The organism is Achromobacter sp. CSND-B12, from assembly GCF_052906545.1.
Map to the genome: position 1 here is coordinate 3,753,232 of NZ_JBREGJ010000001.1, position 24,593 is coordinate 3,777,824.

At 67.5% G+C, this 24,593-nt stretch carries 22 protein-coding genes; 12 read left to right on the forward strand and 10 right to left on the reverse strand.

What is annotated here, in order from left to right; translation table 11 throughout:
- Window position 1: 1 nt before the first annotated feature.
- From aroE to mpl, 10 genes are all read right to left on the reverse strand, one after another.
- Window positions 2-865, reverse strand: a complete 864-nt coding sequence (gene aroE / locus ACUTAG_RS17630) for a shikimate dehydrogenase (protein WP_006388591.1) — start codon at window positions 863-865, stop codon at window positions 2-4.
- Entirely contained in the window at window positions 862-1,761 is a 900-nt protein-coding gene (locus ACUTAG_RS17635; RefSeq protein ID WP_148317622.1) for a TonB family protein, read from the reverse strand. The genes aroE and ACUTAG_RS17635 overlap by 4 nt, the downstream gene beginning before the upstream one ends.
- A gap of 38 nt (window positions 1,762-1,799) precedes the next feature.
- Complete coding sequence (locus ACUTAG_RS17640; protein WP_024067676.1) at window positions 1,800-2,888, reverse strand: ABC transporter ATP-binding protein; 1,089 nt, start codon at window positions 2,886-2,888, stop codon at window positions 1,800-1,802.
- Window positions 2,881-4,659: an ABC transporter permease gene (locus ACUTAG_RS17645; protein WP_020925277.1), complete on the reverse strand. Its 1,779-nt coding sequence runs from the start codon at window positions 4,657-4,659 to the stop codon at window positions 2,881-2,883. Before ACUTAG_RS17645 ends, ACUTAG_RS17640 begins: the two co-directional genes overlap by 8 nt.
- Window positions 4,660-4,807: 148 nt before the next feature.
- Window positions 4,808-5,905 carry an ABC transporter substrate-binding protein gene (locus tag ACUTAG_RS17650; protein ID WP_006392747.1) on the reverse strand — a complete coding sequence of 366 codons (1,098 nt, stop codon included), beginning with the start codon at window positions 5,903-5,905 and terminating at the stop codon, window positions 4,808-4,810.
- A gap of 197 nt (window positions 5,906-6,102) precedes the next feature.
- On the reverse strand, window positions 6,103-8,589 hold the full coding sequence (locus ACUTAG_RS17655) for a sensor histidine kinase (RefSeq protein ID WP_148317620.1): 2,487 nt from the start codon (window positions 8,587-8,589) through the stop codon (window positions 6,103-6,105).
- Entirely contained in the window at window positions 8,576-9,247 is a 672-nt protein-coding gene (locus ACUTAG_RS17660) for a response regulator transcription factor (RefSeq protein ID WP_006388597.1), read from the reverse strand. Before ACUTAG_RS17660 ends, ACUTAG_RS17655 begins: the two co-directional genes overlap by 14 nt.
- A 1,023-nt stretch (window positions 9,248-10,270) precedes the next feature.
- Window positions 10,271-12,178, reverse strand: a complete 1,908-nt coding sequence (locus tag ACUTAG_RS17665) for a ribonuclease catalytic domain-containing protein (RefSeq protein ID WP_026383199.1) — start codon at window positions 12,176-12,178, stop codon at window positions 10,271-10,273.
- 65 nt (window positions 12,179-12,243) lie between these two features.
- The gene (locus ACUTAG_RS17670; protein ID WP_020925274.1) at window positions 12,244-12,846 is read right to left on the reverse strand and encodes a YqiA/YcfP family alpha/beta fold hydrolase; all 603 of its coding nucleotides are present in this window, start codon (window positions 12,844-12,846) and stop codon (window positions 12,244-12,246) included.
- Between the two features lie 49 nt (window positions 12,847-12,895).
- A complete protein-coding gene (gene mpl / locus ACUTAG_RS17675; RefSeq protein ID WP_006388600.1) occupies window positions 12,896-14,266 on the reverse strand; it encodes a UDP-N-acetylmuramate:L-alanyl-gamma-D-glutamyl-meso-diaminopimelate ligase in 1,371 nt (456 codons plus the stop codon).
- A gap of 96 nt (window positions 14,267-14,362) precedes the next feature.
- Between mpl and ACUTAG_RS17680 the strand changes: the two genes are divergently transcribed.
- The 12 genes from ACUTAG_RS17680 (at window position 14,363) to ACUTAG_RS17735 (ending at window position 24,583) form a co-directional block, all read left to right on the forward strand.
- Window positions 14,363-14,893: a TlpA family protein disulfide reductase gene (locus tag ACUTAG_RS17680; protein ID WP_020925273.1), complete on the forward strand. Its 531-nt coding sequence runs from the start codon at window positions 14,363-14,365 to the stop codon at window positions 14,891-14,893.
- Window positions 14,894-14,982: 89 nt separating this feature from the next.
- A complete protein-coding gene (gene aroQ, locus ACUTAG_RS17685; protein ID WP_006388602.1) occupies window positions 14,983-15,417 on the forward strand; it encodes a type II 3-dehydroquinate dehydratase in 435 nt (144 codons plus the stop codon).
- An 88-nt stretch (window positions 15,418-15,505) separates the two neighbouring features.
- Entirely contained in the window at window positions 15,506-15,967 is a 462-nt protein-coding gene (gene accB, locus ACUTAG_RS17690) for an acetyl-CoA carboxylase biotin carboxyl carrier protein (RefSeq protein WP_006388603.1), read from the forward strand.
- Between the two features lie 9 nt (window positions 15,968-15,976).
- Window positions 15,977-17,323 (forward strand): acetyl-CoA carboxylase biotin carboxylase subunit, encoded by a 1,347-nt coding sequence (gene accC, locus ACUTAG_RS17695; RefSeq protein ID WP_006388604.1) that lies wholly within the window; start codon window positions 15,977-15,979, stop codon window positions 17,321-17,323.
- A 102-nt stretch (window positions 17,324-17,425) separates the two neighbouring features.
- Window positions 17,426-18,352 (forward strand): 50S ribosomal protein L11 methyltransferase, encoded by a 927-nt coding sequence (prmA, locus tag ACUTAG_RS17700; protein WP_006388605.1) that lies wholly within the window; start codon window positions 17,426-17,428, stop codon window positions 18,350-18,352.
- 25 nt (window positions 18,353-18,377) lie between these two features.
- A complete protein-coding gene (locus tag ACUTAG_RS17705; protein WP_148317606.1) occupies window positions 18,378-19,757 on the forward strand; it encodes a DUF3426 domain-containing protein in 1,380 nt (459 codons plus the stop codon).
- Window positions 19,758-19,769: 12 nt separating this feature from the next.
- Window positions 19,770-20,711, forward strand: a complete 942-nt coding sequence (locus tag ACUTAG_RS17710; RefSeq protein ID WP_020925270.1) for a carbohydrate kinase family protein — start codon at window positions 19,770-19,772, stop codon at window positions 20,709-20,711.
- A 220-nt stretch (window positions 20,712-20,931) separates the two neighbouring features.
- Window positions 20,932-21,435, forward strand: coding sequence for a glycine zipper 2TM domain-containing protein (locus ACUTAG_RS17715; RefSeq protein ID WP_006388608.1), 504 nt, complete (start codon window positions 20,932-20,934; stop codon window positions 21,433-21,435).
- 414 nt (window positions 21,436-21,849) lie between these two features.
- Complete coding sequence (locus ACUTAG_RS17720) at window positions 21,850-22,089, forward strand: acyl carrier protein (protein ID WP_006388609.1); 240 nt, start codon at window positions 21,850-21,852, stop codon at window positions 22,087-22,089.
- Window positions 22,067-23,245: a D-alanyl-lipoteichoic acid biosynthesis protein DltD gene (locus ACUTAG_RS17725; RefSeq protein ID WP_006388610.1), complete on the forward strand. Its 1,179-nt coding sequence runs from the start codon at window positions 22,067-22,069 to the stop codon at window positions 23,243-23,245. Before ACUTAG_RS17720 ends, ACUTAG_RS17725 begins: the two co-directional genes overlap by 23 nt.
- Window positions 23,242-23,448 (forward strand): hypothetical protein, encoded by a 207-nt coding sequence (locus ACUTAG_RS17730; protein ID WP_006388611.1) that lies wholly within the window; start codon window positions 23,242-23,244, stop codon window positions 23,446-23,448. The genes ACUTAG_RS17725 and ACUTAG_RS17730 overlap by 4 nt, the downstream gene beginning before the upstream one ends.
- Before the next feature lie 7 nt (window positions 23,449-23,455).
- On the forward strand, window positions 23,456-24,583 hold the full coding sequence (locus ACUTAG_RS17735) for a membrane-bound O-acyltransferase (RefSeq protein WP_006388612.1): 1,128 nt from the start codon (window positions 23,456-23,458) through the stop codon (window positions 24,581-24,583).
- The last annotated feature ends 10 nt before the right edge of the window (window positions 24,584-24,593 follow it).

Here is a 24,593-nt window from a genome sequence, read left to right on the forward strand (position 1 = left end):
CTCAGGTCCCGGCCATGAGCGCCTCGCGCAGCGCCGTCAGCACCGGGGCGGGGTCGGGCCGCACCCCGTGCCAGATGAAGAAACTCTCGGCCGCCTGGCCGACCAGCATGCCGAGGCCGTCGGCCGTCAGCGCGGCGCCATCCTGGCGCGCCTGGCGCATGAACGCCGTCGGCTGGGCGCCGTACATCATGTCGTAGGCGGCGGCGCCTTCGGCGTACAGGCCGGCGGGCAGCTCGGGGGCGGCGTCCTGCAGCCCGCTGGCGGTGGCGTTGACGACCAGGTTCCAGCCGCCGGGCAGGGCGGCATCGGGCAGGCCGCCGGCGGTAACGCGGGTCTGCGGCTCGGCGCCCGTCTCGCGCCAGCTTTCGGCCAGCTCCAGGGCGCGGGCAGCCGTACGGTTGACGATATGGATGCGGGCGCAACCGGATTGCGCCAGCGGTTGCAGCACGCCGCGGGCGGCCCCGCCCGCGCCCACCAGCAGCACCGAGGCGCCGCTCAGGCGCACGCCCAGGCGCAGCAGGTCGGAAACCAGGCCGACGCCGTCGGTGTTGCACCCGTGCCAGGCGCCGTCGCGCCAGGACAGGGTATTGACCGCGCCCGCCAGCCGCGCGCGGCTGGACAGATGCCCCGATGCCAAGGCATAGGCTTCCTGCTTGAACGGCACCGTTACATTCAGCCCCAGGCCGCCCTCGGCGGCGAACCCGGCCACGGCCGCCGTGAAGCCGTCCACCGGCGCCAGCAGGCGCTCATAGCGCAGCGGCTTGCCGGTCTGGCGGGAAAACAGGGCGTGGATCTGGGGCGAACGGCTGTGCGCGATGGGGTTGCCGATCACGGCATAGCGGGCAAGAGGGGGCGCCTCGGTCATGGGGCTTCGGTTTCCAGGGTGTCGTTGACGAAATGCCAGGTGCGGGTGATGACCAGCACATCGGTGTCGCGCGCGATGTCGGGCGGGAACGGCGGAAACGGCGCGGCCAGTTGCACGATGCGGCGGGCGGCCTGGTTCAGCACCGCGTGCGGCGACGGCTGGTCGATCTCGACATTGGCGATGCTGCCGTCGGCCCGCACCGATACGGTGATGCGCAGCGAACCGTAGATGCGGCCGCGGGCTTCGTCGGGATAGTGCCGGGTGCCGACCGCCTCGATGCGCGCGCGCCAGGCGTCCAGGTAGGCGGCGTAGCGCGAGGCCTGGGCGGAGGGCGCCACGAACTGCTTGCGCGGTTCGGCGTTGTATTGCTGGACCTTGGCCGCCAGGGCGGCGACCTGGGCGTTCTGGATGACGCTGGCTTGGTCCTCGGCGTCCTTGCCCCGCTCGTTGCCGTCTGGCCAGGGGTTGACGGCCTGGCGCTCGGCGCCGGCCTTGTCGGCGGCCCGCAGCTGGGTCATCAGGCGGGTCTGTTCGGCCTCCAGCTGGACCTGGCGCTTGCGCATGGCCTCGAGCACGATGGTCTCGGCCGAGGTGCCGGTCTGGGGCAGCGGGGTGGTGGCCAGGCCGCGTTCGGCGTTGCCGCCGCCGCTCATCTGGTTCTGCGCCTGGGCGCGCGGTGTGTCGGGCGGGGTTTCGCTGCGCGCATTGAGCAGCACGATTTCCAGGCTGGTGGCCGGCGGGCGCGACAGGGCGGGCGCGCCGAAGCGCCACGCCAGCGCGCCGGCGTGCACCAACAGCGAAATCGCGATGCCGATGCGCAGGTAGTGCTGGGCGGGCGCGCCCAGCCACCGCAGCGGCCGGCTCAGCGGGGAGGGGGAGTCAGCGAGGCGTTGCACGCACGCATTGTAGAGCCACTCCGCCCGCCGCCGTCACCCTACTTGGCCGGGCGCGGGAACACCCACACCTTGCCGGCCGGCAGCGCCAGGCGGCAGGGGCCGGGTTCGCGGCCCTCGGGGCCGTAGGCGCGCAGCGCCAGGGTATTGGCCGGATCCGCGTCGGGGGTGCGGAACAGGTATTCCCAGCGGTCGCCCAGGTACATGCTGGTCAGCAGCGGCATGTCGATGTGGTTGCCGTCGGGGTCGTCCGCCAGGCGGACCTGTTCGACCCGGATCACGGCGGTGGCGTCCTGGCCCGCGGCCACGCCTTCGCCGGCCTGGCCCCACAGCGCCCAGCCGCGGCCCTCGATGCGGGCGCGGCCATCGCGCACTTCGGTGACCTTGCCGTCCAGGCGGTTGTTGCTGCCCATGAACTCGGCGGTGAACAAGGTCTTGGGCGCGCCGTACATCTCCTGCGGCGTGCCCTGCTGTTCGATCTTGCCGTTGTTCAGCAGCAGGATGCGGTCGGAAATGGCCATGGCTTCGCTCTGGTCATGCGTCACCATCAACGCCGACAGGCCCAGGCGGATGATCAGCTCGCGCAGGAAGGCGCGGGCCTCCTCGCGCAGCTTGGCGTCCAGGTTGGACAGCGGCTCGTCCAGCAGGATCACGGGCGGGCTGTAAACCAGGGCGCGGCCGATGGCCACGCGCTGCTGCTGGCCGCCGGACAGCGCGTGCGGATGGCGCTGGCCCAGCTTGCCCAGGCCGAGCTGGTCCAGCACCGCCTGCACGCGTTCGCGCACTTCGCCCGACGGCACCTTGCGCAGCTTGAGCGGGTAGGCGACGTTGTCGAACACGGTCTTGTGCGGCCACAGGGCATACGACTGGAACACCAGGCCGAGATTGCGCTCCTCGGCCGGGATCTCCTGGCGCGCGGCGCCGTCGTAGACGGTGCGATCGCCGATGGTGATGCGGCCGCGCTTGGGGCCTTCCAGGCCGGCCACGGCGCGCAGCAGGGTGGTCTTGCCGCTGCCCGAGGGGCCCAGCAGCGACACCACCTCGCCCTGGCGCAGCTGCATCGACACGCCCTTGAGCACCGGGTTGTCGCCGTAGTCCAGGTGCAGGTCTTCTACAGAAAGCTCAATCATGAAGTTTGACTCCGAATCGCAGGGCGATGCCCAGGCCGATCACGACCAGAACGATATTGATGAAGGAAAGCGCGGCCACGATGTCGATGGCGCCCGAGGCCCACAGCGACACCAGCATGGAGCCGATGGTCTCGGTGCCTGGCGACAGCAGGTAGACGCCGGTGGAGTATTCACGCTCGAAGATCAGGAACATCAGCAGCCATGAACCGATCAGGCCGTACTTGGCCAGCGGCACGGTGACGTGGCGCGTGACCTGGCCGCGGCGGGCGCCGGCGCTGCGGGCGGCTTCTTCCAGTTCGGGGCCGACCTGCAGCAGCGTCGACGAGATCAGCCGCAGCCCATAGGCCATCCACACCACCGTGTAGGCCAGCCACACGCTGAAGATGGTGCTGCGCATGGAACGCAGCCATTCGACGAAGTTCTCGCGCGCCCACTCGGCGAACGGCAGTCCCGACAGCCAGCCGCCCAGGTCGGCGTCCAGCGCGTTGTCCAGCCACATCGGCACGAACAGGAACACCCACAGGAAGGCCAGGCCCGCCAGCAGGCCGGGCACGGCGCGCGGCACCAGCACGCTGTAGTCCATGAAGCGCGTGACGTTGTCCGGCTTGCGGTGCATGGCCAGGCCGACGAAGGTGTAGCAGATCACCGCCAGCGCGCCGCCGAACACGCCGATGGCCACCGAGTTGACGATCGCGCGCATCAGGTTGGGTTGCGAGAACACGGTGCGGAACGCGTCCAGCGACAGCACGTCGAACAGCGACACGCCCATGCCCCAGTTGGACACGAAGGCGCGCAGCAACACGCCCAGCAGCGGCACCACGATGGTGACCAGCAGCCAGAACGCCACCACGCCGCCGGCCACCCAGCGCCACTTGCCCAGCGGCAGCGGACGGGCGCGCGAGGCCTTGCCCTTGACGGTGACGAAGCGGTTGGCGGTGCGCATCAGGCGGCGCTGCAGCATGACCAGCGGAATCGTCATGCAGATCAGCACCACGGCCACCGCGGCCATCAGGTGGTACGAGGGGATGCCGAGCTTGTTGGTCAACTTGTACAGGTAGGTGGCCAGCACCAGGTTGCCTTCGGGGTCACCCAGCACCAGCACCAGGCCGAACACTTCCAGGCCCAGGAAGAACAGCAGCACGGTGGCGTACAGCATGGCCGGCCGCACCATCGGCAGGCTCACCGACACCATCACGCGCAGCGGCGAGGCGCCGCTGACGCGCGCCGCCTCCTCGACGTCCGAGCCCATGCTGCGCAGCGCCGACGAAATGTACAGGTAGGCGTGCGGCACGTGCGTCAGGCCGGCGATGATGACGATGCTGGTCAGCGAATAGACGTTCCAGGGCACGAAGCCCAGGATGTTCTGCGCCCAGGTCGAGAAGAAGCCGACCGGGCCCGCCGCCACCACGTAGCCGAAGCCCAGCACCATTGGCGACACGAAGATCGGCACCAGGATCAGCGGTTCGATCCAGCGCCGGCCCGGCAGGTCGGTGCGGATCATCAGGAACGCCAGCATGCCGCCCAGCGGAATGGCGATGATGGCCAGCCCGAACGCCAGGATGAAGCCGCTTTTCAGCGCCTTGTAGAAATCGGGGTCCGCGAAGATGAAGCGGAACGCATCCAGGCTGAAGACCTTGGACGGCGTGAAGAAGGGCGCGGATAGAAAGCTCTGGATGATGATGAACGACAGCGGCACGTAGATGGCCAAGGCTGTGATCAGCACCACCACGCCGCGTGGCAGGGACTGCCATTTTCTGCGCAATGACTGCATGGGGAAATCCTGTTATCTCGATAGACGCGGGCCGCGCCCGTGGGCCATGAACACCCGGCCTGCGGGCGGCCTGGCGGGCGGCGGTGCTGCGCCCGCCCGCGTGCTTGCGGCCGGGGGCGCGCGGCCCCCGGCTGTACCGGCGACAGCCTTACTTGCCTGCGGCGGCGCGCCAGTCCTTGATGAACTGCAGGCGCTTGTTCTGCTCCAGGTAGTCGAGCAGGGTCTCGTTGACCGGGATCGGCTTGAGCGAGGCGCCCAGCTTCTTGGTCATGCCGTCAACGTCGTTGTCGCCTTCGATGTCGTCGCGGACCGACGCCAGGTCGGCCTGGTTGGCCATGATTTCCTGGCCCTTCTGCGACAGCAGGTAGTCCATCCACAGCTTGGCGGCGTTGCGGTTCTTGGCTTTCTTGCTGATGAACGCCACGCGCGACAGCACCAGCGCGTAGTCGGTCGGGTAGGCCACGCCCAGCGACGGATCGGTCTTGGCGCGGGTCTCGGCGTACGAGCCCAGGATGTTGTAGCCGACCAGGTTCTCGCCCGACGAGACGCGTTCCATCATGGTGCCGGTGGACGACTGCACGATCAGGCCGCCCTTGGCGATGTCCTTGAGCGTCTCGAAGTACTTGGGATCGTTGGCCTTGTCCTGCACCGCCAGCATGAAGCCCACGGCCGACTTCTCGATGTCGTAGGTGGTGACCTTGTTCTTGAACTTGTCCGGCTGGCTGGCGATCAGCTTGGCCAGGGCGCCGTGCGTGGTCGGCACTTCGTTGGCCGGGATCAGGCGCTTGTTGTAGATGAACACCGCCGGTTCGTAGGTGGTGCCGTAGGCCGAATCCTTCCACACCGCCCAGGCCGGCAGCTTGCCGATCTCGGGCGACTTGTACTGCAGCGCGTAGTCGGTGGCCAGCTTGAGCGCCGAGTCCATCGACGAGCTCCAGACGATGTCGCCGCTGCTGCCGCCCGCCGCCTGCTCGCTGATGTAGCGGTTGTACAGCTCGGTGCTGTTCATGTCGTTGTATTCGACCTTGACGCCGGGATACAGCGCTTCGAAGCCCTTGATGATGGGGCCGGCCGCCTTGGTGTCGGTGGTCGAGTAGATCACGACCTTGCCTTCCTTCTTGGCGCCGTCGAGGATCTTCTGGTAGTCGGCCGGGTAGCCCGCGGGCACTTGCTGGGCGTAGGCGCTGCCGGCGGCGATGGCGAATGCTGCGGCGCAGGCGGCCGCCAGTCTGGACTTGGCAAGCATGTCTTGTCTCCGTTTGGAATTGGTATCGACAGGCGCATGGACCTGTTGGCGCCCATCTTAGGATTCGGCGTCTGTCGTCGTCCTGTCATGGGGCGACAGCCGGGATAGGGGTAATCCCGGTGTTCGCGCAAGGGGCCGATCTTTTGGGGGCGGCCGTTCGCCTGCCTTGCCGCGCGCGAGTCCGGGGCAGCCGCGCCCTACGGCCGTTCGGGCGTGTCGGTGACCAGCCGGATCCAGTTCTGCACGAAGCGCGAATGGCGCCGCTGGTCCAGCCCCACCAGCAACGCCGGCGACAGCACCACCGGCTGCACGATGCCCTGCGAGCGCGCCAGCACCGCCTCGGAGGTCCAGCGGCCGGGCGTGTCCTCCATGATCGAGCCGAGCGCCGCGTGGCTGGACGCCACCTGCTGGCCGGCAGGCGACAGCAGCCAGTCGACCAGCGCGCGCCCCAGGTCGGGGTTGGGCGCGCGCCGCGCGATCAGCACCGAGCGCGCCAGCACCAGCACGTAGTCCTGCGGGAACACCACGCCGATTTTCGCGCCCGCCGCCTGGCGCGACAGGGCGTACGACCCGAGGATGTTGTAGCCCAGGTCCATCTCGTCGTTCTCGATGGCGTCCAGCAGTTCGGCGGTGGTGGCCGACAGCCGCACGCCGACCTGGCCGAAGGCGTTGGCCAGGCCCCAGAAGTTCGACGACACCAGCTCGTCCTGCTCGGCCATCAGGTAGCCCACGCTGCTGCGCGAGATATCGTAGGTGCCGACGCGGCCATGCAGGCGCGCGCGGTCCTGCTCCAGCGTGCGCAGCAGGTCCTGGCGCGAGCGCGGCACGGTGGCTTCGCTGTAGCGCTTGGGGTTGTAGACGATCACCGCCGGCTCGAAAGTGAAGCCGTAGACCTCGTTGCGCCACACCGCCCACGATGGCAGCCGCGCGGCATAGGGAGAGGTGTAGCGCTGCGCGTAGCCGTCGTTGGCCAGGCGGATCTGCAGGTCCGAGGCCGAACTCATCAGCACGTCCACGTCCTTGAGGCGGTCCTCGATCGCCGCTTCGTACAGTTCGCGGCTGCCCATCTCGCGATAGACCACGGTGACGTCGGGCCGCTGCGCCTGGAAGCCGAGGATCAGCGGCGCCACCACCGGTGTGTCGGTGGGGCCGGCAATGGTCAGCACGCGCGATGACGGCTGCGGCGCGGGATAGCGGGTGACGATCTCAGGGACCTCGGCGGCGCGCACGTCTGCCGGCGCGGCGGACAGCAGCAGGAACGCCGCGCCGACTACGCCTATCCATCCCGCCAGCCCGCGTCCCGTCCGCGGGCGCGCCAGCGGCAGGATGACGCGCGCCGACAGGCCGCCGCCGGACCGATCCTGCAGCCACAGCGAGCCGCCGTGCGCTACCGCGACCGATCGCACGATGGCCAGCCCGAGACCCGAGCCGGGCTGCGATTCACCGGTGCGCCCGCGCGTGAAGCGTTGCTGCACGGCTTCCTTTTCATCGTCGGCGATGCCTGGGCCGCGGTCGGACACCGTCAGCGCCACGCGATACCCCGCCACCGGCGTCGCCTGGATGTCGACGTTGCCCTGCGGCGCATAACGCAGGGCGTTGTCCACCAGGTTGCGCAGCATCTCGCGCAGCGCCACGCGATCGCCCGCGATGCGGGCACGGCGCACCTCGGGGGCGATCTCGATGCGCAGGCGCTGCGCCTCCAGCGGCCCGATGCGGCGCCGGGTTTCGTTGATGGTCTCGGCCACGCCCACCGGCGCGCGCGCGCCCTTGCCCAGCCGGTGCGTGATGGTGGCGTCCATCAGCAGCTGGTTGATGAGCTGGCTGGCGTGGGTGGCATTCTGGTGGATGCGGCCCAGGCGCTCGTGCAGGCGCTTGGAGTCGGTTTCGTCCAGCGCCACTTCGGCCTGGGCGCGCAGCGAGGCCAGCGGCGTGCGCACCTGGTGCGCGGCATCGGCAACCAGGGTGTTGAGGGTGTCCATGATGCCGGACAGGCGTTGCATGAAGGCGTTCAGGGCCTCGACCAGGCGCCGCACCTCGGTCGGCACCGGCGTGACCAGCGGCGCCAGGTCGTCCGGCGCCCGGTGCCGCAATTCGCTTTCGACCACGGCCAGCGGCGCGAAGGCGCGCTGCACGCCGAACCACAGCAGGCCCAGCGCGACCAGCGACACCACGATCAGCGGCAGCACGCTGCGGCCCAGGATCTCGTCGGCCAGCTCCTCGCGCGAGCCCAGTGTCTCGGCCACGCGCACGGTGACCCAGCCGGCGTGCTGGCTGGCCGACACCAGCCGTCCCACCGTGGCCACGCGCACCGGCTCATCGTGATAGCGCAGATAGGCGAACACCGGCGTGGCCGACTGCGCCAGCGGCAGGCCGGGCGCCAGGTCGGCATAGCCGGTGATGAGCCGGCCGTTGGACGCGCGGGCTTCGTAGAACACCCGTTCGCTGCCCGACAGCATGGCCAGCGACGAGACCGGCGGTTCGACCGTGACGCCGTTGTCCTCGATCTGCACGGAGCCGGCAATCGTCAACGCCGACGCCGCCAGCAGCCGGTCGAAGGCCTGTTCGGCGGCGCGTTGGGCATAGTCGCGCAGGAAGAACACCAGCCCGATGAGCGCGCAGGCGAGCAATGCCGCGCCCAGCGTGAAGACGCGGCGGCGGATCGAGAAGCTGTCAGGCAGGGTCATGGCTGCGGGCCTGGTAGCCGACGCCGCGCACGGTGACGATATCGATGGAGGCGCCGGCCAGTTTCTTGCGCAGGCGCGAGATCAGCAGTTCCAGCGCGTTGAGGGAACCGTCGTCCAGGTCGAACAGCTGGTTCATGAGCCGTTCCTTGGCCACGGTCTGGCCCAGCTTGCCCAGCAGGATCTCCAGCAGCCGGAACTCGCGCCGGCCCAGTTCCAGCGGCGCGCCGGCCAGCGTGACGTGGCGATTGGCCAGGTCCAGGCTCAGGTTGCCGTAGGCGGTGACGCTGCTGGTCTGCCCGGCCGGGCGCCGCAGCAGGGCGCGCAGCCGCGCTTCGAGTTCGCGCAGGTCGAAGGGCTTGACGAGATAGTCGTCGGCGCCCAGGTCGAGCATGTCGATCTTGTCTTCGATTTCGGAACGTGCGGTCATGACCAGCACGGGCGCTTCCAGCCCGGCGGCGCGCAACTCGCGGATGACGCTGAAGCCGTCCTTGCCGGGCAGGTTGATGTCCAGCACCAGCGCATCCCATGTTTCGTCCAGCCCCCAGCGCAGCGCGGCGACGCCGTCGCGCACCCACTGTACGCTATGGCCCGCCGAACGCAGTTTGCTCTCCACGGCATCGCCCAGGTCGAGGTTGTCCTCGACCAGCAGAATGCGCATGTCCGTCCTCCGATATCGATTGTGATTTTTTCGGGAGTTTAACGGGAGGCTTTGGTGCTGTCGCTGTCGGGGGGGAAGTGGTGTTCTTTTGGCCGCCCGTGGCGTCGGCGGCCGGTGGGGCGCGGGGCTACGATTGCGGTCCGGAGCGTTCGCTCCGGACTGCCCCTTCGTCATCCTCGTTGCCGCCTGCCGGCGGCTGCCTTCGGATTCCCTCGGGCGCATCTACACGCCCCGCGCCCCACCGGCCGCCGACGCCACGGGCTACAGCGTGATCACTTCACCGGCGTGGGGGCGAATCGTGTGCTTGGCGTTTTGGTGGAAGATCTAGTCGGGACGGAAGATTTTGCGGGGCCGCCAAAACCGGCCGCCCGCGCGGCCGGTTTTGGCATTTAGGGGGAGGTCGGGCGAGATGCGGAGGAATCGGTGAGGCAATGCCAGAGGTGTTCCGCTTGGAGGAATCCGGGATGCATCGGGCATTCTCCCCGTGAAAGGATCAGCGACGCATCGCAGGCATCTTCCCCGTCAGCCGTTCTTCCTCAGATCAGGCGCGCGCCAAGCCCGTCACGCGCACGCCAGCCCCCATCGCGCGCCGCCCACTCTCTTCCCTCCGACTGGCTGGACGGCACCCCAAGCAAGCAACCCGCCACCCGCGCGCAGCGCCAACGCGCCAAACCAGGACACCGCGTAAGTTGCGGGGGGGGCGCCCGCGCGGCCACCCGCAACGGGCATCAGCAATCTCGTGAAGTTTCCTCGCTCTTGCAGCGCCACAGGCCAAGAAAAACGTAGCTCGTCTGGCAGGCGGCCCAGGCGGCGGGCAACCTCGATGCGCCCGACGGAATCCGAAGGCAGCCGCCGGCAGGCGGCAACGAGGATGAGGCAGGGGGGGCCGCCGAGGCCAGTCCGGAGCGAACGCTCCGGACCGCAATCGTGGGCGCCCGCCGCCTGGGCCGCCTGCCAGACGGGCGGCCTAAGAAAGCCCCCCGCCGCCAGCAGAAACAACCCAGCGACAAGCCAACCGCCGCCCTAAGCAGCAGCCTCTTCAGCCGCCGGCCCCACCTGCCCCACATACCGGCAATCCAGCTCCAGCGACAACTCATCCATCCCCAGAATCTCCACCTCCACCGCCGTCCCGCGCTCCAGCTCGGGCATCCCCCCGATCCGGGTGACGAGCGGGCAGTTGGCGAAGCGCACCAGGTCTTCGCGCAGCACGTGGGCGACCGTGCGGGTGATGTTGTGCTGCTTGAGCCAGCGCAGGCACCAGTAGCGCTCCATCGCGCTCTGGAACTCGGCCCAGGCCGCGTACTGCGCGTCGAACGCGCCGATGATCGCGAACAGGTCCGCGTCGCGCGGCTTGAAGGGAGCCACCAGGCGCGCCGAGACGCCGTGCTCGACGGCGGCGATCAGCTGCCATTGGTTCACCAGGTCCACGTAGCGGCGCAGCGGCGACGTGCTCCAGGCGTACTGCGGCACGCCGATGGCCTCGTGCGGCAGCGCCTGGGTGCTCATGCGCACACGGCCGGCCTGTTGCGAGCGGTAGATGCCCGGCACGCCATGCTGGTTCAGCAGGCCGCCCCACAGGTTATTGGCCAGGATCATGTACTCGGCAACCATCCGGTCCAGCGGCGCGTTGCGCTGGCGCGGCACCAGGCGCACCGGGGTGTCGGGATCGTCGGGGTCGCCGTCCAGGTAGAAGCTGTACTCCACCCGCGAATTGTTCTCGGGCTTGCCGCGCACGTTCTCGCGCTGCGCCGACAAGGCCTGCGCCAGTTTCCACAGCGGGCGCAGCCAGTGGCCGTAGGGCAGCTCAGTGGAGGTGTCGTTCAGGCTGTCTTCGGTGACCTGGGCGTCCAGCATGTTGTGGCGCAGGTTCTCGCGCACCACCACGCGCTCCAGGCGCGTGTCGGATTCGATGATCTCGCCGGTTTCCGGGTTGGCCACCACGTACAGCGACAGCACCGGCACTTCGCGGCCCGCGTCCAGCGAGAAGGCCTTGATGACGTTGTCGGGCTGCATCGGGATCTTGTCGCCCGGCATGTAGACCGTGGACAGACGCGCGCGCGCCAGCTTGTCGAATTCGCTGTCGCGCGTCACCGTCAGGCCGGGCGCGGCCACGTGGATGCCGACGCGCAGGTTGCCGTCGGGCAGGGTGGAAACCGACAGGGCGTCGTCGATCTCGGTGGTGGTGACGTCGTCGACCGAATAGATCTCGGCGTCCGACAGCGGCAGTTCGCGGTCGATCGGCGGCAGTTCCAGCTCGGGAAAGGCCAGGCCCCGGGGAAAGTTCACCGCCAGGAAGCGGCGCTTGTGCAGCGCCAGGGCGTGCGGCCAGGCGCCCAGTTCCAGCAACAGGCGGTCGGGGCTCTTGCCGAGCCTGGCGCAGGCGGCGTCCAGCGCCTTCCATTGCTGCGAATTCTTGTCGGGCCGGATCAACAGCGATTCGGCGACCTGGGCGATGGGCTCGGGCAGGCGGCCGGCGGCCATCTCGTCCACCCATTCCTGCTGCTGTTCGGCCTGGCGCTGTTTCTTTTCCAGCGCGGCCAGTGCGGCGGCCAGGATGTCGGGCGGGGCAGGGCGGTAACTGCCCTTGCCGCGGCGGTGGAAATAGGCTGGCGCGCCATGCAGGCGCATCAGCAGGGCGGCCTGCTCGACCGGGGTGGGGGCGTGGCCGAAATAGTCGGCCGCCAGGGCCGGGGACTCGAATTCCTCCTGGGGCGCGCATTCCCACAGGAATTGCAGGTCCAGGGTTTCGGCCAGCGCGGCCGCCTGGGCCATCAGCGCGGCGGGTTCGGGCGCGGCGAAATTGAACAGCGTATTGGCGCGCTTGATCTTGCTGCGCTTGCCCGACTCCGACTCCACCTGGAGGCTGGCGTCGGTTTCGGACAGGATATGGCCGGCCTTGAAGCTGCCGTCGTCTTCGTAAAACACATACATGGTGAGGGTCGTCCTGGGCGGCGCGCACGCGCCGCCTTGCGCAGCAATATAAAGAGTGTTGAGAGTTATCTGGGGCCGGTTGGAGCGCAGCCAAGGGCGAATTCGAGCACCTCGGGCATCCAGTCGGCGAAATCCGACAGGCCATGGTCGCTACCGGCCACGATACGCTGCCGGCAGCCCGCGTAGCGGTCACGCATTTCGCGCCAGTCCAGCACCTCGTCGCCGGTCGCCGCCACCAGGAAATACCGGTCCGGCTGGCTGATCCGGCTGACGTGCAGGGCGGCCAGTTCCTCCACGTATTCGGGCAGGAACCGGAATGGCGCGTCGGAATGATACATGCGGTGTTCGCCCACCTGGGTCGCCAGGTCCCGCGCCGCCTCGACCGCCGGGTTGAGCAGCACCGCCTTGCAACCCAGTTGCTCGGCCAGCCAGGTCGCGTAGAAACCGCCCAGCGACGAGCCGACCACGGTCAGCGCGCGCGGCTCGGTGGCACGCGCCAGTTGCTGGCGGGCGATGCCCAGCGCCAGATCGATGGCCTCGCGCGGGCTGGCCGGCAATTGCGGGCAGGCCCAATCGCCTTCCCGCCCGCGCGCGGCCATGGCGTCGGCCATCATGCGGGCCTTGAACGACGTCGGCGAGGAACGAAAGCCGTGCAGGTAAAGGATCATTTCGTGCCTTTCCGAGGGATCTGCCTGTTGCGCGGCGGGTCGCGGCCCTTCAGCCGCGCGCCTCCAGGGCTGTCAACAGCTTGCCGTGGATGCCGCCGAAGCCGCCGTTGCTCATCACCAGCACCTGGTCGCCAGGCCGGGCGGCCTGCACGACGGCCGCCACCAGGGCGTCGATGTCATCGTAACTGGAGGCGCGGTCGCCCAGCGGCGCCAGCACTTCGGCCGGGTTCCAGCCCAGCGCGTGCTTGCCGGCGCGGGCGCCGAAGCAGAACACCAGGTCGGCGTCGCGCAGGGAATCGGGCAGCCGGGCCGCCATGGCGCCCAGCTTCATGGTGTTGGAACGCGGTTCCAGCACGGCCAGGATACGGGCCGGGCCGACCTGGCGACGCAGGCCTTGCACCGTGGTGGCGATGGCGGTGGGGTGGTGGGCGAAGTCGTCGTAGACCTTGACGCCGTTGACCGTGCCGCGCAGTTCCATGCGGCGTTTCACGCCGCCGAAACGGCTCAGGGCCGCCACGCCTTCGGCCGCCGGCACGCCGGCGTGTTCGGCGGCGGCCAGCGCGGCCAGGGCGTTCATGCGATTGTGCTCGCCGCCCAGGGCCCAGCGCACGGTTCCCACGGCGGCGCCATTGCAGCGCACCTCGAAGGCGCCGTCGGCATCGGGCGCGTCGGCCTGCCAGGCGCCGTCGGCGCCGAACGTGACGGTTTCGGACCAGCATCCGCGCGCAATCACCCGGTCCAGCGCGTCGGAGTGGGCGGGGCGGATGATGCGGCCGGAAGCCGGGATGGTGCGTACCAGGTGGTGGAATTGGGTTTCGATGGCCGCCAGATCCGGGAAGATGTCCGCGTGATCGTATTCCAGGTTGTTCAGGACGGCGGTGCGCGGGCGGTAGTGGACGAACTTCGAACGCTTGTCGAAGAAAGCCGTGTCGTATTCATCCGCCTCGATCACGAAGGGGCGGCGCGCGGGGTCGTAGCGCGCCGATACGTGCAGGTCTGGCGCGACGCCGCCGATCAGGAAGTTGGGGGCGAGCCCCGCGGCTTCCAGGATCCAGGCCAGCATCGAACTGGTGGTGGTCTTGCCGTGGGTGCCGGCCACCGCCAGCACATGGGCGCCGGGCAGGATGTTGTCGCCCAGCCATTGCGGGCCCGATACGTAGCGGGCGCCGGATTCCAGGATGGCTTCCATCAGCGGATTGCCGCGGCTGACCACGTTGCCGATCACGTACAGATCCGGCTTGAGGGCCATCTGTTCGGGGCCGAAGCCCTCGATCAGCTCGATGCCCTGTTCGGACAACTGGGTGCTCATGGGCGGATAAACGCCCGCGTCGCAACCCGTGACCTTGTGGCCGGCGGCGCGCGCGATCAGCGCCAGGCCGCCCATGAACGTACCGCAGATGCCAAGAATATGCAGATGCATTGAAAAATCTCCTGCCTGCATTGTATATATAGGCAGCGGTCAAGCGCCGTCCAGGCCGCGGCGGCGCAAACCGGCCGCAACGGTTATGATCGCGCCATGAATCGACGCCTACTCCTTTCCGCCGCCGTGGCCGTGGCCGCCACGGTCGCGGGTGGCTACACCCTGCTGGGCCGCAACAAGCCCCAGCCCGCGGCGCCCGCCGCCGAGGATCCCGTCGCCGCCCTGATGCAGTTGCAATTGCCCGACCTGAACGGCGCGACCCAGTCGCTGGCCGCCTGGAAGGGCCAGCCCATCGTGGTCAATTTCTGGGCAACCTGGTGCGCGCCTTGCGTCAAGGAAATGCCCGAACTCGACGCGTTGCAGAAAAAATATCCGCAAATCAAGTTTGTCGGCATCGGCGTGGATTCTGCCGCCAACATGCAAAAATTTGTCGAGAAAGTACAGGTTTCCTATCCGTTGTGGGTCATCGGCGCCGGCGCCATCGATACCTTGCGCAAGCTGGGGAATCCGAGCGGCGGCCTGCCGTTTACCATCGTTTTCAATGCAGATGGCAGCATTAACCGGAAGATATTGGGTGAAATCCAGCCTGATGATCTCGATCGGACGCTCGCTGGTTTGAAGGCGTAAGTCTGTTGGACAAATAGTAGGAATTGGCGTAAAAAGCTGGTTTATCGGCTGTTTTGCCAACAATTGGCAATCCACTCATTGGCAAGCGCATGGCGCAAAACATACTGGTATTGCATGGCCCGAATCTGAACCTGCTCGGCACCCGGGAACCTCACATCTACGGCAGCCTCACGCTGTCCCAGATCAATGAGGGCCTGGAGCGGCTGGCCGGTGATTTGGGCGCCACGCTGAGCGCGTGGCAAGGCAATCACGAAGGCGCGCTGGTTGACCGCATTCAGGCGGCCCGGCAAGACGGCACCGATTTCATCATCATCAACGCGGCGGCATATACGCACACCAGCGTCGCGATCCGCGATGCGCTGGCCGGGGTCGCGATCCCATTTATTGAAGTACATTTGTCCAACCTGTATAAGCGAGAGCCCTTCAGGCATCACTCATACCTGTCCGACTTGGCGGTAGGCCTCATCAGCGGCCTGGGCGCGGACGGTTACGAAGCGGCTCTGCGTTACGCAGTGCGGCATTGATCTCGCACCAACTCTCAGCTTTTACATCTTATATGGCGCGGACCCGACGACCGGGACGTTGCCGACACTATCTCGGGAAGCAGCTTCTATGGACCTTCGAAAACTCAAAACCCTGATCGACCTGGTGGCTGAATCGGGCATCGCCGAGCTGGAAATCACCGAAGGCGAAGGCAAGGTTCGCATCGTCAAATTCTCGCAGACCCTGCAGCCGGTGGCCTACCACCAGCCGGAAGCCGGCGTCGCCGTCGCCCCGGTTGCGCCCGCCGCCCCGGCCGCGCCCGCCGCCGCCGCGGCCGAAGCCGCTCCGGTGATCCAGGGCCACGTGGTCAAGGCGCCGATGGTCGGCACCTTCTACCGCTCGCCGAACCCGGGCGCCGCGCCGTTCATCGACGTGGGCCAGTCGGTCAAGGAAGGCGATCCGCTGTGCATCATTGAAGCCATGAAGCTGCTCAATGAAATCGAAGCCGACAAGTCCGGCGTCATCAAAGAAATCCTGGTCGAAAACGGCGAGCCCGTCGAGTACGGTCAACCCCTGTTCGTCATTGGCTGATAGCTGAAAATGTTCGAAAAAATCCTGATCGCCAACCGGGGCGAAATCGCCCTGCGCATTCAGCGCGCCTGCCGCGAGCTGGGCATCAAGACCGTGGTGGTGCACTCCGAGGCCGACCGCGAAGCCAAGTACGTGCGCCTGGCCGATGAATCCGTGTGCATCGGGCCCGCGCCGTCTCGTGAAAGCTACCTCAACATGCCGGCCATCATTTCGGCGGCCGAGGTCACGGATTCCGAGGCAATCCACCCGGGTTACGGGTTCTTGTCCGAAAATGCCGACTTCGCCGATCGCGTCGAGAAAAGCGGCTTCGTCTTCATCGGCCCGCGTCCCGACACGATCCGCCTGATGGGCGACAAGGTCAGCGCCAAGCGCGCCATGATCGAAGCCGGCGTGCCGGTGGTGCCGGGTTCCGAAGGCGCGTTGCCCGACGATCCGCAGGAAATCATCCGCGTTGCGCGCGAAGTCGGTTATCCGGTCATCATCAAGGCCGCCGGCGGCGGCGGTGGCCGTGGCATGCGCGTGGTGTACACCGAGGCCGCGCTGCTGAATGCCGTCACCATGACGCGTTCGGAAGCGGGCGCCGCGTTCAACAACCCGGAAGTCTATATGGAGAAGTTCCTCGAGAACCCGCGCCATGTGGAAATCCAGGTGCTGGCCGACGGCGGTCGCAACGCCGTGTGGCTGGGCGAACGCGACTGCTCCATGCAACGCCGCCACCAGAAGGTCATCGAGGAAGCGCCGGCCCCCGGCATCGCGCGCCGCCTGATCGAGCGCATCGGCGACCGCTGCGCCGACGCCTGCCGCAAGATGGGCTACCGTGGCGCCGGCACGTTCGAGTTCCTGTATGAAAACGGCGAGTTCTATTTCATCGAAATGAACACCCGCATCCAGGTCGAACACCCGGTCACCGAGCTGATCACCGGCGTCGACCTGGTGCAGCAGCAGATCCTGATCGCCGCCGGCGAGAAGTTCACGCTGCGCCAGCGCGACATCACCTTCAAGGGCCACGCGATCGAGTGCCGCATCAACGCCGAGGATCCGTTCCGCTTCGTGCCCAGCCCTGGCCGCATCACCAACTGGCACACGCCGGGCGGCCCGGGCGTGCGCATCGATTCGCACGCGTTCAACGGCTATTTCGTGCCGCCGAACTATGATTCGATGATCGCCAAGGTCATCACCTACGGCGACACGCGCGACCAGGCGCTGGCGCGCATGCGCACCGCGCTGTCGGAAATGGTGGTGGAAGGCATTTCCACCAACATCCCGCTGCATCGCGAACTGCTGCAGGATGCCCGCTTCGTCGAAGGCGGCACCAGCATCCACTATCTGGAAAACAAGCTGGCCCAGCGTCCCTGACCAGCCGATAGCAGGGGGGCTCAGGCCCCCCTTTTACTGCCTTAACCGGCTGACCGGGCCGCGGCGTTTGCCGCGGCCCGTTGGCCAGATGGAAGAATCATCATGCGTGAACTCGTGCTCCACTGCCAGGAGGCGCAAGCCGAAGCCCTGTCCGATGCGTTGCTGGAGGCGGGCGTGCTGTCGGTGTCCGTCGAGGATGCCGACCTGGGCACCGATGATGAGCGTCCGCTGTTCGGCGAGCCGGGCACCGAACCCGACGTGCAGGCCTGGGAACGCAACCGCGTCGTGGCCCTGCTGCCGGACGGCGCCGATCCCGCGCAGATCATGGAGGAAGCCGCCGCGGCGGGCGAACTCGATCCCGCGCTGTTTGCCGGCTGGAGCCTGCGCGACGTGCCCGACGCCGACTGGGTGCGCCTGACGCAATCGCAGTTCGGCCCCATCCACATCGCCGAACGCCTCTGGATCGTACCCAGCTGGCACCGCGACAGCCCGGACGTGCCGGGCCTGGAAACGCCCGCCGCCGAGGACGGCGCCATCCACATCGAACTCGATCCGGGCCTGGCCTTCGGCACCGGCAGCCATCCGACCACGCACCTGTGCCTGGCCTGGCTGGAAGCCGAACTGCCCAAGGGCGCGACCCTGCTGGACTACGGCTGCGGCTCGGGCATCCTGGCGATTGCCGCGCGCAAGCTGGGCGCCGGCCCGACCCAGGCCGTCGATATCGACGCCCAGGCGGTGCAGAGCACGGTCTTCAACGCCGAGGTCAACCACGTCGAGCTGCAGGCCATGCTGCCCGACGGCCTGGCCGACGGCACCTTCGAGGTCGTGGTGGCCAACATCCTGTCCAACCCGCTCAAGGTGCTGGCGCCCATGCTGGCCGGCCGCGTGGCCGCCGGCGGCCACCTGGTGCTGTCCGGCGTGCTGGAACGGCAGGCCGAGGAAGTGGCCGCCGCCTACGCGCCCTGGATCGCCATGTCGGTCTGGCGCGCCCGCGACGGCTGGGTCTGCCTGCACGGCCAGAAGGCCTGAGCCCGGTTCCGCAGGATCCCGCGCCATGGCTCTGACCACCCGCTGCCCGCAATGCGGTACATCGTTCAAGGTGGTGCCCGACCAGCTTCGGGTCCGCAACGGCCTGGTGCGCTGCGGCGCCTGCGCCACCGTGTTCGACGGCCGCGCCTGCCTGCTGCCCGAGACGGGCGCGGGCATGCCGGCCGCGGCCATTCCCGCCTCGAACACGCCAATCGCGCCGCCTGCGCCCGCCGCGCCGCAGGCGATCGCCGCGCCGGTCCTGGTGACGCCGCCGGTGCGGCGTCCGTCTGTCGAACCGCGCGAGGTCGCGCCCTGGGACGACCTGCCCGATGAGCCCGCCTCGCCGGGCATTCATCCGGGAGCCAGCGGCGCGTCCCCGGCCGCCGCCCCGTCAGTCGCGCCGACCGAGGAACCGGCCCCCCGGCCTCTCGCGTCCGCCGTGCCGCCCGCCGTGCTGCGCGGCCGCGACGACATCCGCCGCCGCATCGAACCCGACGCCGCGCTGGCGGAAGAGGGCGACGATGACGAAGACGAAAATGAAGACCTGGATCGCTACGACGACGAACCGCGCCTGAGCCATGCGCCGCCGCGCTGGCCGGCGCCGGCCGCGCCGCGCGACGAGCCCATCGTGGCGGTGCGCGACAGCGCGAACCACGAGGCGCCGCGCCATGCCCGGCCCGCCGAACCGGTATTCGTGGTGCGTGACGACGCGCGGCCCACGCCGCCCGGCGATGACGATGAGATCGGCCTGCGTCATCCCGATGACGATGATCAGGACGCCGATGACAGGCGCGACCTCGACGGCGCCGCCGAGCCGATCCTGGGAGACACGCGCACGCGCTATTCCAGCGCCACCGACGTCGGTCGCGCGCCGCCCGAATTTCTGGACCAGGATCGCCAGGAGCGCCATGGCCTGCTGCGCAAGCTGTGGGGCTACGCCTGCCTGATCGGCCTGCTCGCGCTGGGCTTGCAGCTGCTGTACGTGTACCGCATCGACATCGCCAATTCCGTGCCGGTGCTGCGGCCGGCGCTCGAAGCCGCCTGCAAGCCGCTGGGCTGCACGGTCGGTTACGCGCGCCGCCTGGAGCGCATCGCCATCTCTTCGTCGTCGTTACAGCCGCCCACGGGCGCGGCCGCCATCGATGACGGCCGCACGCGGCTGGTGCTGAACCTGGTGCTGCGCAATCGCTACGACAAGCCACAACATTGGCCGGCGCTGGTGCTGGACCTGACTGATTTGTCGGACACGGTGGTGGTGCGCCGCGTGCTGATGCCCGAGAATTACCTGACGCCCGAACAACTGCGCGGCCCCTTCGGGCCGGCGGGCGAACTGAAGATTTCCGTGCCGATTGAAGTGACCGGTGTTCAAGTCAACGGCTATCAACTCGACAAGTTCTTTCCTTGAAGGATGACATTCATGGCGACCCCCGTTCTGGTCTGCGGTTCGATGGCGTTCGACACCATCGCGGTGTTCGAAGGCCGCTTCAAAGAGCACATTCTGGCCGACCGCATCCAATCCCTGAGCGTGTCGTTCCTGGTGCCCAGCATGCGCAAGGAATACGGCGGTTGCTCCGGCAACATTGCCTACAACATGAATCTGCTGGGCGGCAAGCCGGTGCCGGTGGCCACCGTGGGCGAGGACGCCGGTGAATACCTCGAGCGCCTGACCGGCCTGGGCATCGACGTGAGCCGCGTCAAGGTGGTGCCGGGCACGTTCACCGCGCAATGCTTCATCACCACGGACCTGGACGACAACCAGATCACCGCGTTCCACCCGGGCGCCATGTCGTTCTCGGCCAGCAATGACCTGAGCGATGCCAAGGCGAGCTGGGGCATCGTCGCCCCGGATGCCAAGGAAGGCATGTTCGCCCACGCCGAACGCCTGCACCGCAGCGGCATCCCCTTCATCTTCGACCTGGGCCAGGCCATGCCGCTGTTCGACGGCGCCGACCTGGAACGCATGCTCGGCCTGGCCCAGGCCCTGACCGTCAACGATTACGAGGCCGGCGTGGTCGAGCAGCGCACGGGCCGCAGCATGGCGGACATCGCCACCGGCTTGCAGGCGGTGGTCGTTACCCGCGGCGCCGAAGGCGCCACGCTGCTGACCGAAGGCAAGAGCTTCCAGATCGATCCGGTGCGCGCCACCCAGGTGGTCGATCCCACCGGCTGCGGCGACGCCCAGCGGGGCGGCCTGCTCTACGGCTTGACCAGCGGCTGGAATTGGGAAGACAGCTGCCGCCTGGGCAACGTCATGGGCGCCATCAAGATCGCCTCGCGCGGTCCGCAGAACCATGCTCCGTCGCGCGCCGAGATCGACGCCGTGCTGCACGCCACCTACGGCATCCACCTGCCGGCCTGAGCCGGCGTCGGATTGGCAATACGGACGCATCGGGAACCCGGGCGTGCCGCACCGGTCGAATAGCCGGCAAAAACAGGCCGTGGGGGTTTGGCGCCGCGGCCGGTTCGCAAGCTGGTTTTCCGCCCGTGGCGGTGCGTTTCAGTGTGTTGCACGTTAGGCTGCCGCCCCCGTAGGGCGGAGTATTATCAGATCGTCGGCTGTGCCCGATCGAGGAGTCCAAATGAACCAAAGCAAAACCTTTTCCTTGTTGACGCCGCGTACCGGCCGGTGGCTGGCCGTGGCTGCCGTCGTGACCTCGATGGCAGTCCTGGGCGGTTGCGCCAATCGCAGCGCCTCCAGCGGTGTGTATAGCTATGATCAAGCCCAGCGCGAACAGATCGTCCGCACGGGCACGGTGACGGGCGTGCGCCCCATCGTCATCCAGAACGACAAGTCCAGCGGCGTCGGCATGCTGGCTGGCGGCGCGCTGGGTGGCGTGGCAGGTAACGCCATCGGTGGCGGCACGGGCCGTACCATCGCCACGGTCGGCGGCGCCATCCTGGGCGCACTGGCCGGCAACGCCGTGGAAAACCAGGTTGGCAAGAATTCCGGCTACGAAATCACGGTGCGTCTGGATAACGGCGAAACCCGCGTCGTGGCCCAGGAAGCCGATGTGCCGATCAGCGTCGGCCAGCGTGTGCAGGTCATCAGCGGCGCCGGTCCGACCCGCGTCACGCCGATGTAATCCTTCTGGCGCCAGCCACCACCCGAAGCCCGCGCATGCGGGCTTTTTTTCGTTCCGGCGGGCGGCTGGACAATCGCCTTGGTGGCTGGGGACAGGGCAGTCAGCGAGGCGAGGAGGGGATTCTGTAGCACCGCTGCAACGCAACACCCGGGATTTACCCCAAGACGTTACCTTTTCGAGCCATTTATAGCGATTTGGTCTGTAAGTTTCATGGCGATTCAACGTTTGAAGTGCCATGATGGCACCCGTGAACGAAGTCGCCGCGTGAATTTGATGTAACCAAGTGCATCGGCGACTCCTTCCGGAAGGCTGAAATCTGTCAGACGACTTTCAGCTGATTTCTATATACTCGCCGTCCAGAAACTCGGGGCGGGGATGATTTTGCCAACGAGGCAATGTAACGCCGTACTAGCTATGCACACCGAGCAAGAACTCCACACCAAGATCGGCGCGATCGTCGAGTCGATCGTCATGAAGAAAGTCACTCCCGATACGCAACTGATTGCCACCGGCCTGGTCGATTCGCTCGCCGCCGTGGATATCACGCTGGCGGTCGAGGCGGAGTACGGCTGCAGCATCCCGGCTCCCGAGATCGCCGAACATCTGCAGTCGGTACGCACGCTCGCCGGCTATGTCGCTGCCAATCTTTCGTAATCCCCGCCTGCTGTCCCACGCCGCGGCCGCCATTACGGCGGCCGCGCTGGCGTACGGGGCCTTTTGCGGCGCGGACGACGTACTGTCCCGGATTGTCCGCCCCGTTTCCACGGTGGCGTCGGACAAGAACAACTATCTGCCCAACCTGGGGCCGGATTGGGGCACGCAGCACGTCAACCTGAATCGCCTGGGCAATGCGCTCAGCGACGGCACGCTGGTGGTGCTGGGTTCGTCCGAGCTGTCCAGCCACGACTTGCGCTTCGTTCCCTACCGTTTCTTCCCCGAAGAATTGAAGGTACCGACGCTGGCCTATGGGCACGCGATGTTCCAGTCCTACGGCATCGTCAGCGTGCTCGAATCCGTCGCGGATTCACTGACCCCCAACACGCGCCTGGTGATCATGGTGTCGCCGGCCTGGTTCGCCTCGGGCGGCCAGCTGCCTCGCAGCGCGTTCGCCGAACACGTCACCGGCCCGGTCTGGGATCGTCTCTGGGACAAGCCCAGCACGCGCGAACAGATGCAGAACTGGATCAGCGACAACGCCAACTGGGGCTTGCTCTGGCTGATCGCCAACGGCCAGGTTGCCGAGCTCAAGGACAAGCTGTCGCTGTGGTGGAACGCGCGCAAGGAACCCGCGCCAGATCGTCCGCGCAGCAAGCTGTCGGTGCCCGCGCATCGCTTCGTGACATGGCCCTCGTCAGCGCGGCTCAACCCGGGCCAATGGTCGCGCCTTACGCACGAAGCGCGCGAAGTCGAACACCAGCTGGGCGGCAACAACCCCTACGACGTGCGCGACGACTACTACAAGCAATACCTGGCGCCCTTGTATTCGCCGGCGCGAAACGAGTTCGCCGACGTCGATCCGCTCACGCGCACCGAGCTGGGCGACCTGTCGCGTGTCATGGCCCTGTTGCAACGGCGCAAGGTCAAGGCCTACTTCGTGATCCAGCCGTTCAATCCCAAGCTCATCCTCGACGTCGAACGCTTCGATCCGGTGGTGGCCGCCATTACCGGCATGTGCCAGCGCTACCAGATGGGTTGCCTGGATATGTACAGCATTCCCTTCGAGCCGGGCATGGTGCGCGATGACATGCATCTGGCCGAACTCGGTTGGGCGATGGCGGACCAGGGCATTGCGGAGTACTTTTCCCGATGAATCTCATTCCAGGCGCCGATGCGGCGCAAGGCGAAGCCGGCCAGAAGCAGGACGCCCGCAAGGCGGCCAAGGCCTGGGGGCGGCGCTTCTTCTGGCACCTGTGCCTGTATATCGGGGTGATCCTGGTGTTCGTGCTGCAGGCGCAGCCCACCACGGGCAGCGGCGGACCTATCAAGGTCGAATTCCAATATCAACAGTTCTGACCGCAGCATGGAATTGTTCGCAAGTTTGAGTTTTTTCGGCGGCGCCTTGTTCGGCGGGCTGGGCCTGTTGGCCTACCGTTCGGTCGGCATGCCGCTGCGCATTGGTTATCGCCATATCATCGGCGTGATCTGCCTGGGCGTGTGGATGGCGGTGTTCTGGGCGCGTCCCTACCAGCCCATCGCGCTGCTGGCCATCTCGGGCAGCGCGCTGTGGGCCATGCGCCGCAACTACATCCCGACCTGGCTGGCCGTTGTCATCACCATGACGCCGCTGCTGCTGGTCAAGACCGGCGTGTCGCACCTGGGCGCGATGCTGGGCCTGTCGTTCGCCACCTTCCGCGCCATCGACGTGCTGCTGTTCGCGCCGCGCAACGAGCGGGTGTCGCCGCTGGACTACTTCATCTACCTGTTCTTCCCCCTGACGCTGCTGGCCGGCCCGATGTACCGCTGGCGCAATTTCCAGGCCGACCTCAAGCGCGGCTATGAAGGCGTCAACCTGAACACCTGGCTGACCGGCCTGGAACTGATCATGCTGGGCGTGATCCAGAAGTTCGGCCTGGCCGAGCTGATCTGGCGCTACGGCCTGTCGACCCTGGACGCCCACGATTATTCGTTCACCGGCGTGGCGCTGAACGCCTCGCTCTACAGCGCCTACCTGTTCTTCGATTTCGCCGGCTATTCCACCATGGCCATCGGCATCGGCATGCTGTTCGGCTTCACCTTGCCGATCAACTTCCGCAACCCGCTGGCGACGCTGAATCCGCAGGACTTCTGGCGCCGCTGGCACATCAGCCTGTCCGAATGGCTGCGCGACGTCGTGTTCATGCCGATCTACAAGGCGCTGAGCAAGACCTCGTTCTTCTCGCGCCACCGTCTGGCGGCGCAGAACATCGGCATCTTCGCCACGCTGCTGGCCATGGGTGTGTGGAACGGGTTGTCGGTGCACTACATCGTCAGCGGCCTGATGTTCGGCGCCTATTCGGTCGGTCACAACCTGCTGATCAACGCCGCCCGCACCCGGCCGGCGCTGCAGGCCACGCTGGCGCGGCCCGTCATGCGTTTCCTCGGACGCGTGCTCACCCTGATCCTGGCTGCCCTGGCGCTCTACGTGTTCAGCGGCCGCAGCCCCATCTGACGCCGGGAGT

Coding starts and splice junctions, on each gene's coding strand:
- ACUTAG_RS17645 (WP_020925277.1), bottom strand. CDS start 4,659: ATGCAGTCATTGCGCAGAAAATGGCAGTCCCTGCCACGCGGCGTGGTG.
- prmA (WP_006388605.1), top strand. CDS start 17,426: ATGCGTGAACTCGTGCTCCACTGCCAGGAGGCGCAAGCCGAAGCCCTG.
- aroQ (WP_006388602.1), top strand. CDS start 14,983: ATGGCGCAAAACATACTGGTATTGCATGGCCCGAATCTGAACCTGCTC.
- ACUTAG_RS17725 (WP_006388610.1), top strand. CDS start 22,067: ATGTCGCTGCCAATCTTTCGTAATCCCCGCCTGCTGTCCCACGCCGCG.
- ACUTAG_RS17655 (WP_148317620.1), bottom strand. CDS start 8,589: ATGACCCTGCCTGACAGCTTCTCGATCCGCCGCCGCGTCTTCACGCTG.
- ACUTAG_RS17680 (WP_020925273.1), top strand. CDS start 14,363: ATGAATCGACGCCTACTCCTTTCCGCCGCCGTGGCCGTGGCCGCCACG.
- ACUTAG_RS17705 (WP_148317606.1), top strand. CDS start 18,378: ATGGCTCTGACCACCCGCTGCCCGCAATGCGGTACATCGTTCAAGGTG.
- mpl (WP_006388600.1), bottom strand. CDS start 14,266: ATGCATCTGCATATTCTTGGCATCTGCGGTACGTTCATGGGCGGCCTG.
- ACUTAG_RS17665 (WP_026383199.1), bottom strand. CDS start 12,178: ATGTATGTGTTTTACGAAGACGACGGCAGCTTCAAGGCCGGCCATATC.
- ACUTAG_RS17730 (WP_006388611.1), top strand. CDS start 23,242: ATGAATCTCATTCCAGGCGCCGATGCGGCGCAAGGCGAAGCCGGCCAG.
- ACUTAG_RS17735 (WP_006388612.1), top strand. CDS start 23,456: ATGGAATTGTTCGCAAGTTTGAGTTTTTTCGGCGGCGCCTTGTTCGGC.
- ACUTAG_RS17670 (WP_020925274.1), bottom strand. CDS start 12,846: ATGATCCTTTACCTGCACGGCTTTCGTTCCTCGCCGACGTCGTTCAAG.
- accC (WP_006388604.1), top strand. CDS start 15,977: ATGTTCGAAAAAATCCTGATCGCCAACCGGGGCGAAATCGCCCTGCGC.
- ACUTAG_RS17710 (WP_020925270.1), top strand. CDS start 19,770: ATGGCGACCCCCGTTCTGGTCTGCGGTTCGATGGCGTTCGACACCATC.
- ACUTAG_RS17715 (WP_006388608.1), top strand. CDS start 20,932: ATGAACCAAAGCAAAACCTTTTCCTTGTTGACGCCGCGTACCGGCCGG.
- aroE (WP_006388591.1), bottom strand. CDS start 865: ATGACCGAGGCGCCCCCTCTTGCCCGCTATGCCGTGATCGGCAACCCC.
- accB (WP_006388603.1), top strand. CDS start 15,506: ATGGACCTTCGAAAACTCAAAACCCTGATCGACCTGGTGGCTGAATCG.
- ACUTAG_RS17650 (WP_006392747.1), bottom strand. CDS start 5,905: ATGCTTGCCAAGTCCAGACTGGCGGCCGCCTGCGCCGCAGCATTCGCC.
- ACUTAG_RS17720 (WP_006388609.1), top strand. CDS start 21,850: ATGCACACCGAGCAAGAACTCCACACCAAGATCGGCGCGATCGTCGAG.
- ACUTAG_RS17660 (WP_006388597.1), bottom strand. CDS start 9,247: ATGCGCATTCTGCTGGTCGAGGACAACCTCGACCTGGGCGATGCCGTG.
- ACUTAG_RS17640 (WP_024067676.1), bottom strand. CDS start 2,888: ATGATTGAGCTTTCTGTAGAAGACCTGCACCTGGACTACGGCGACAAC.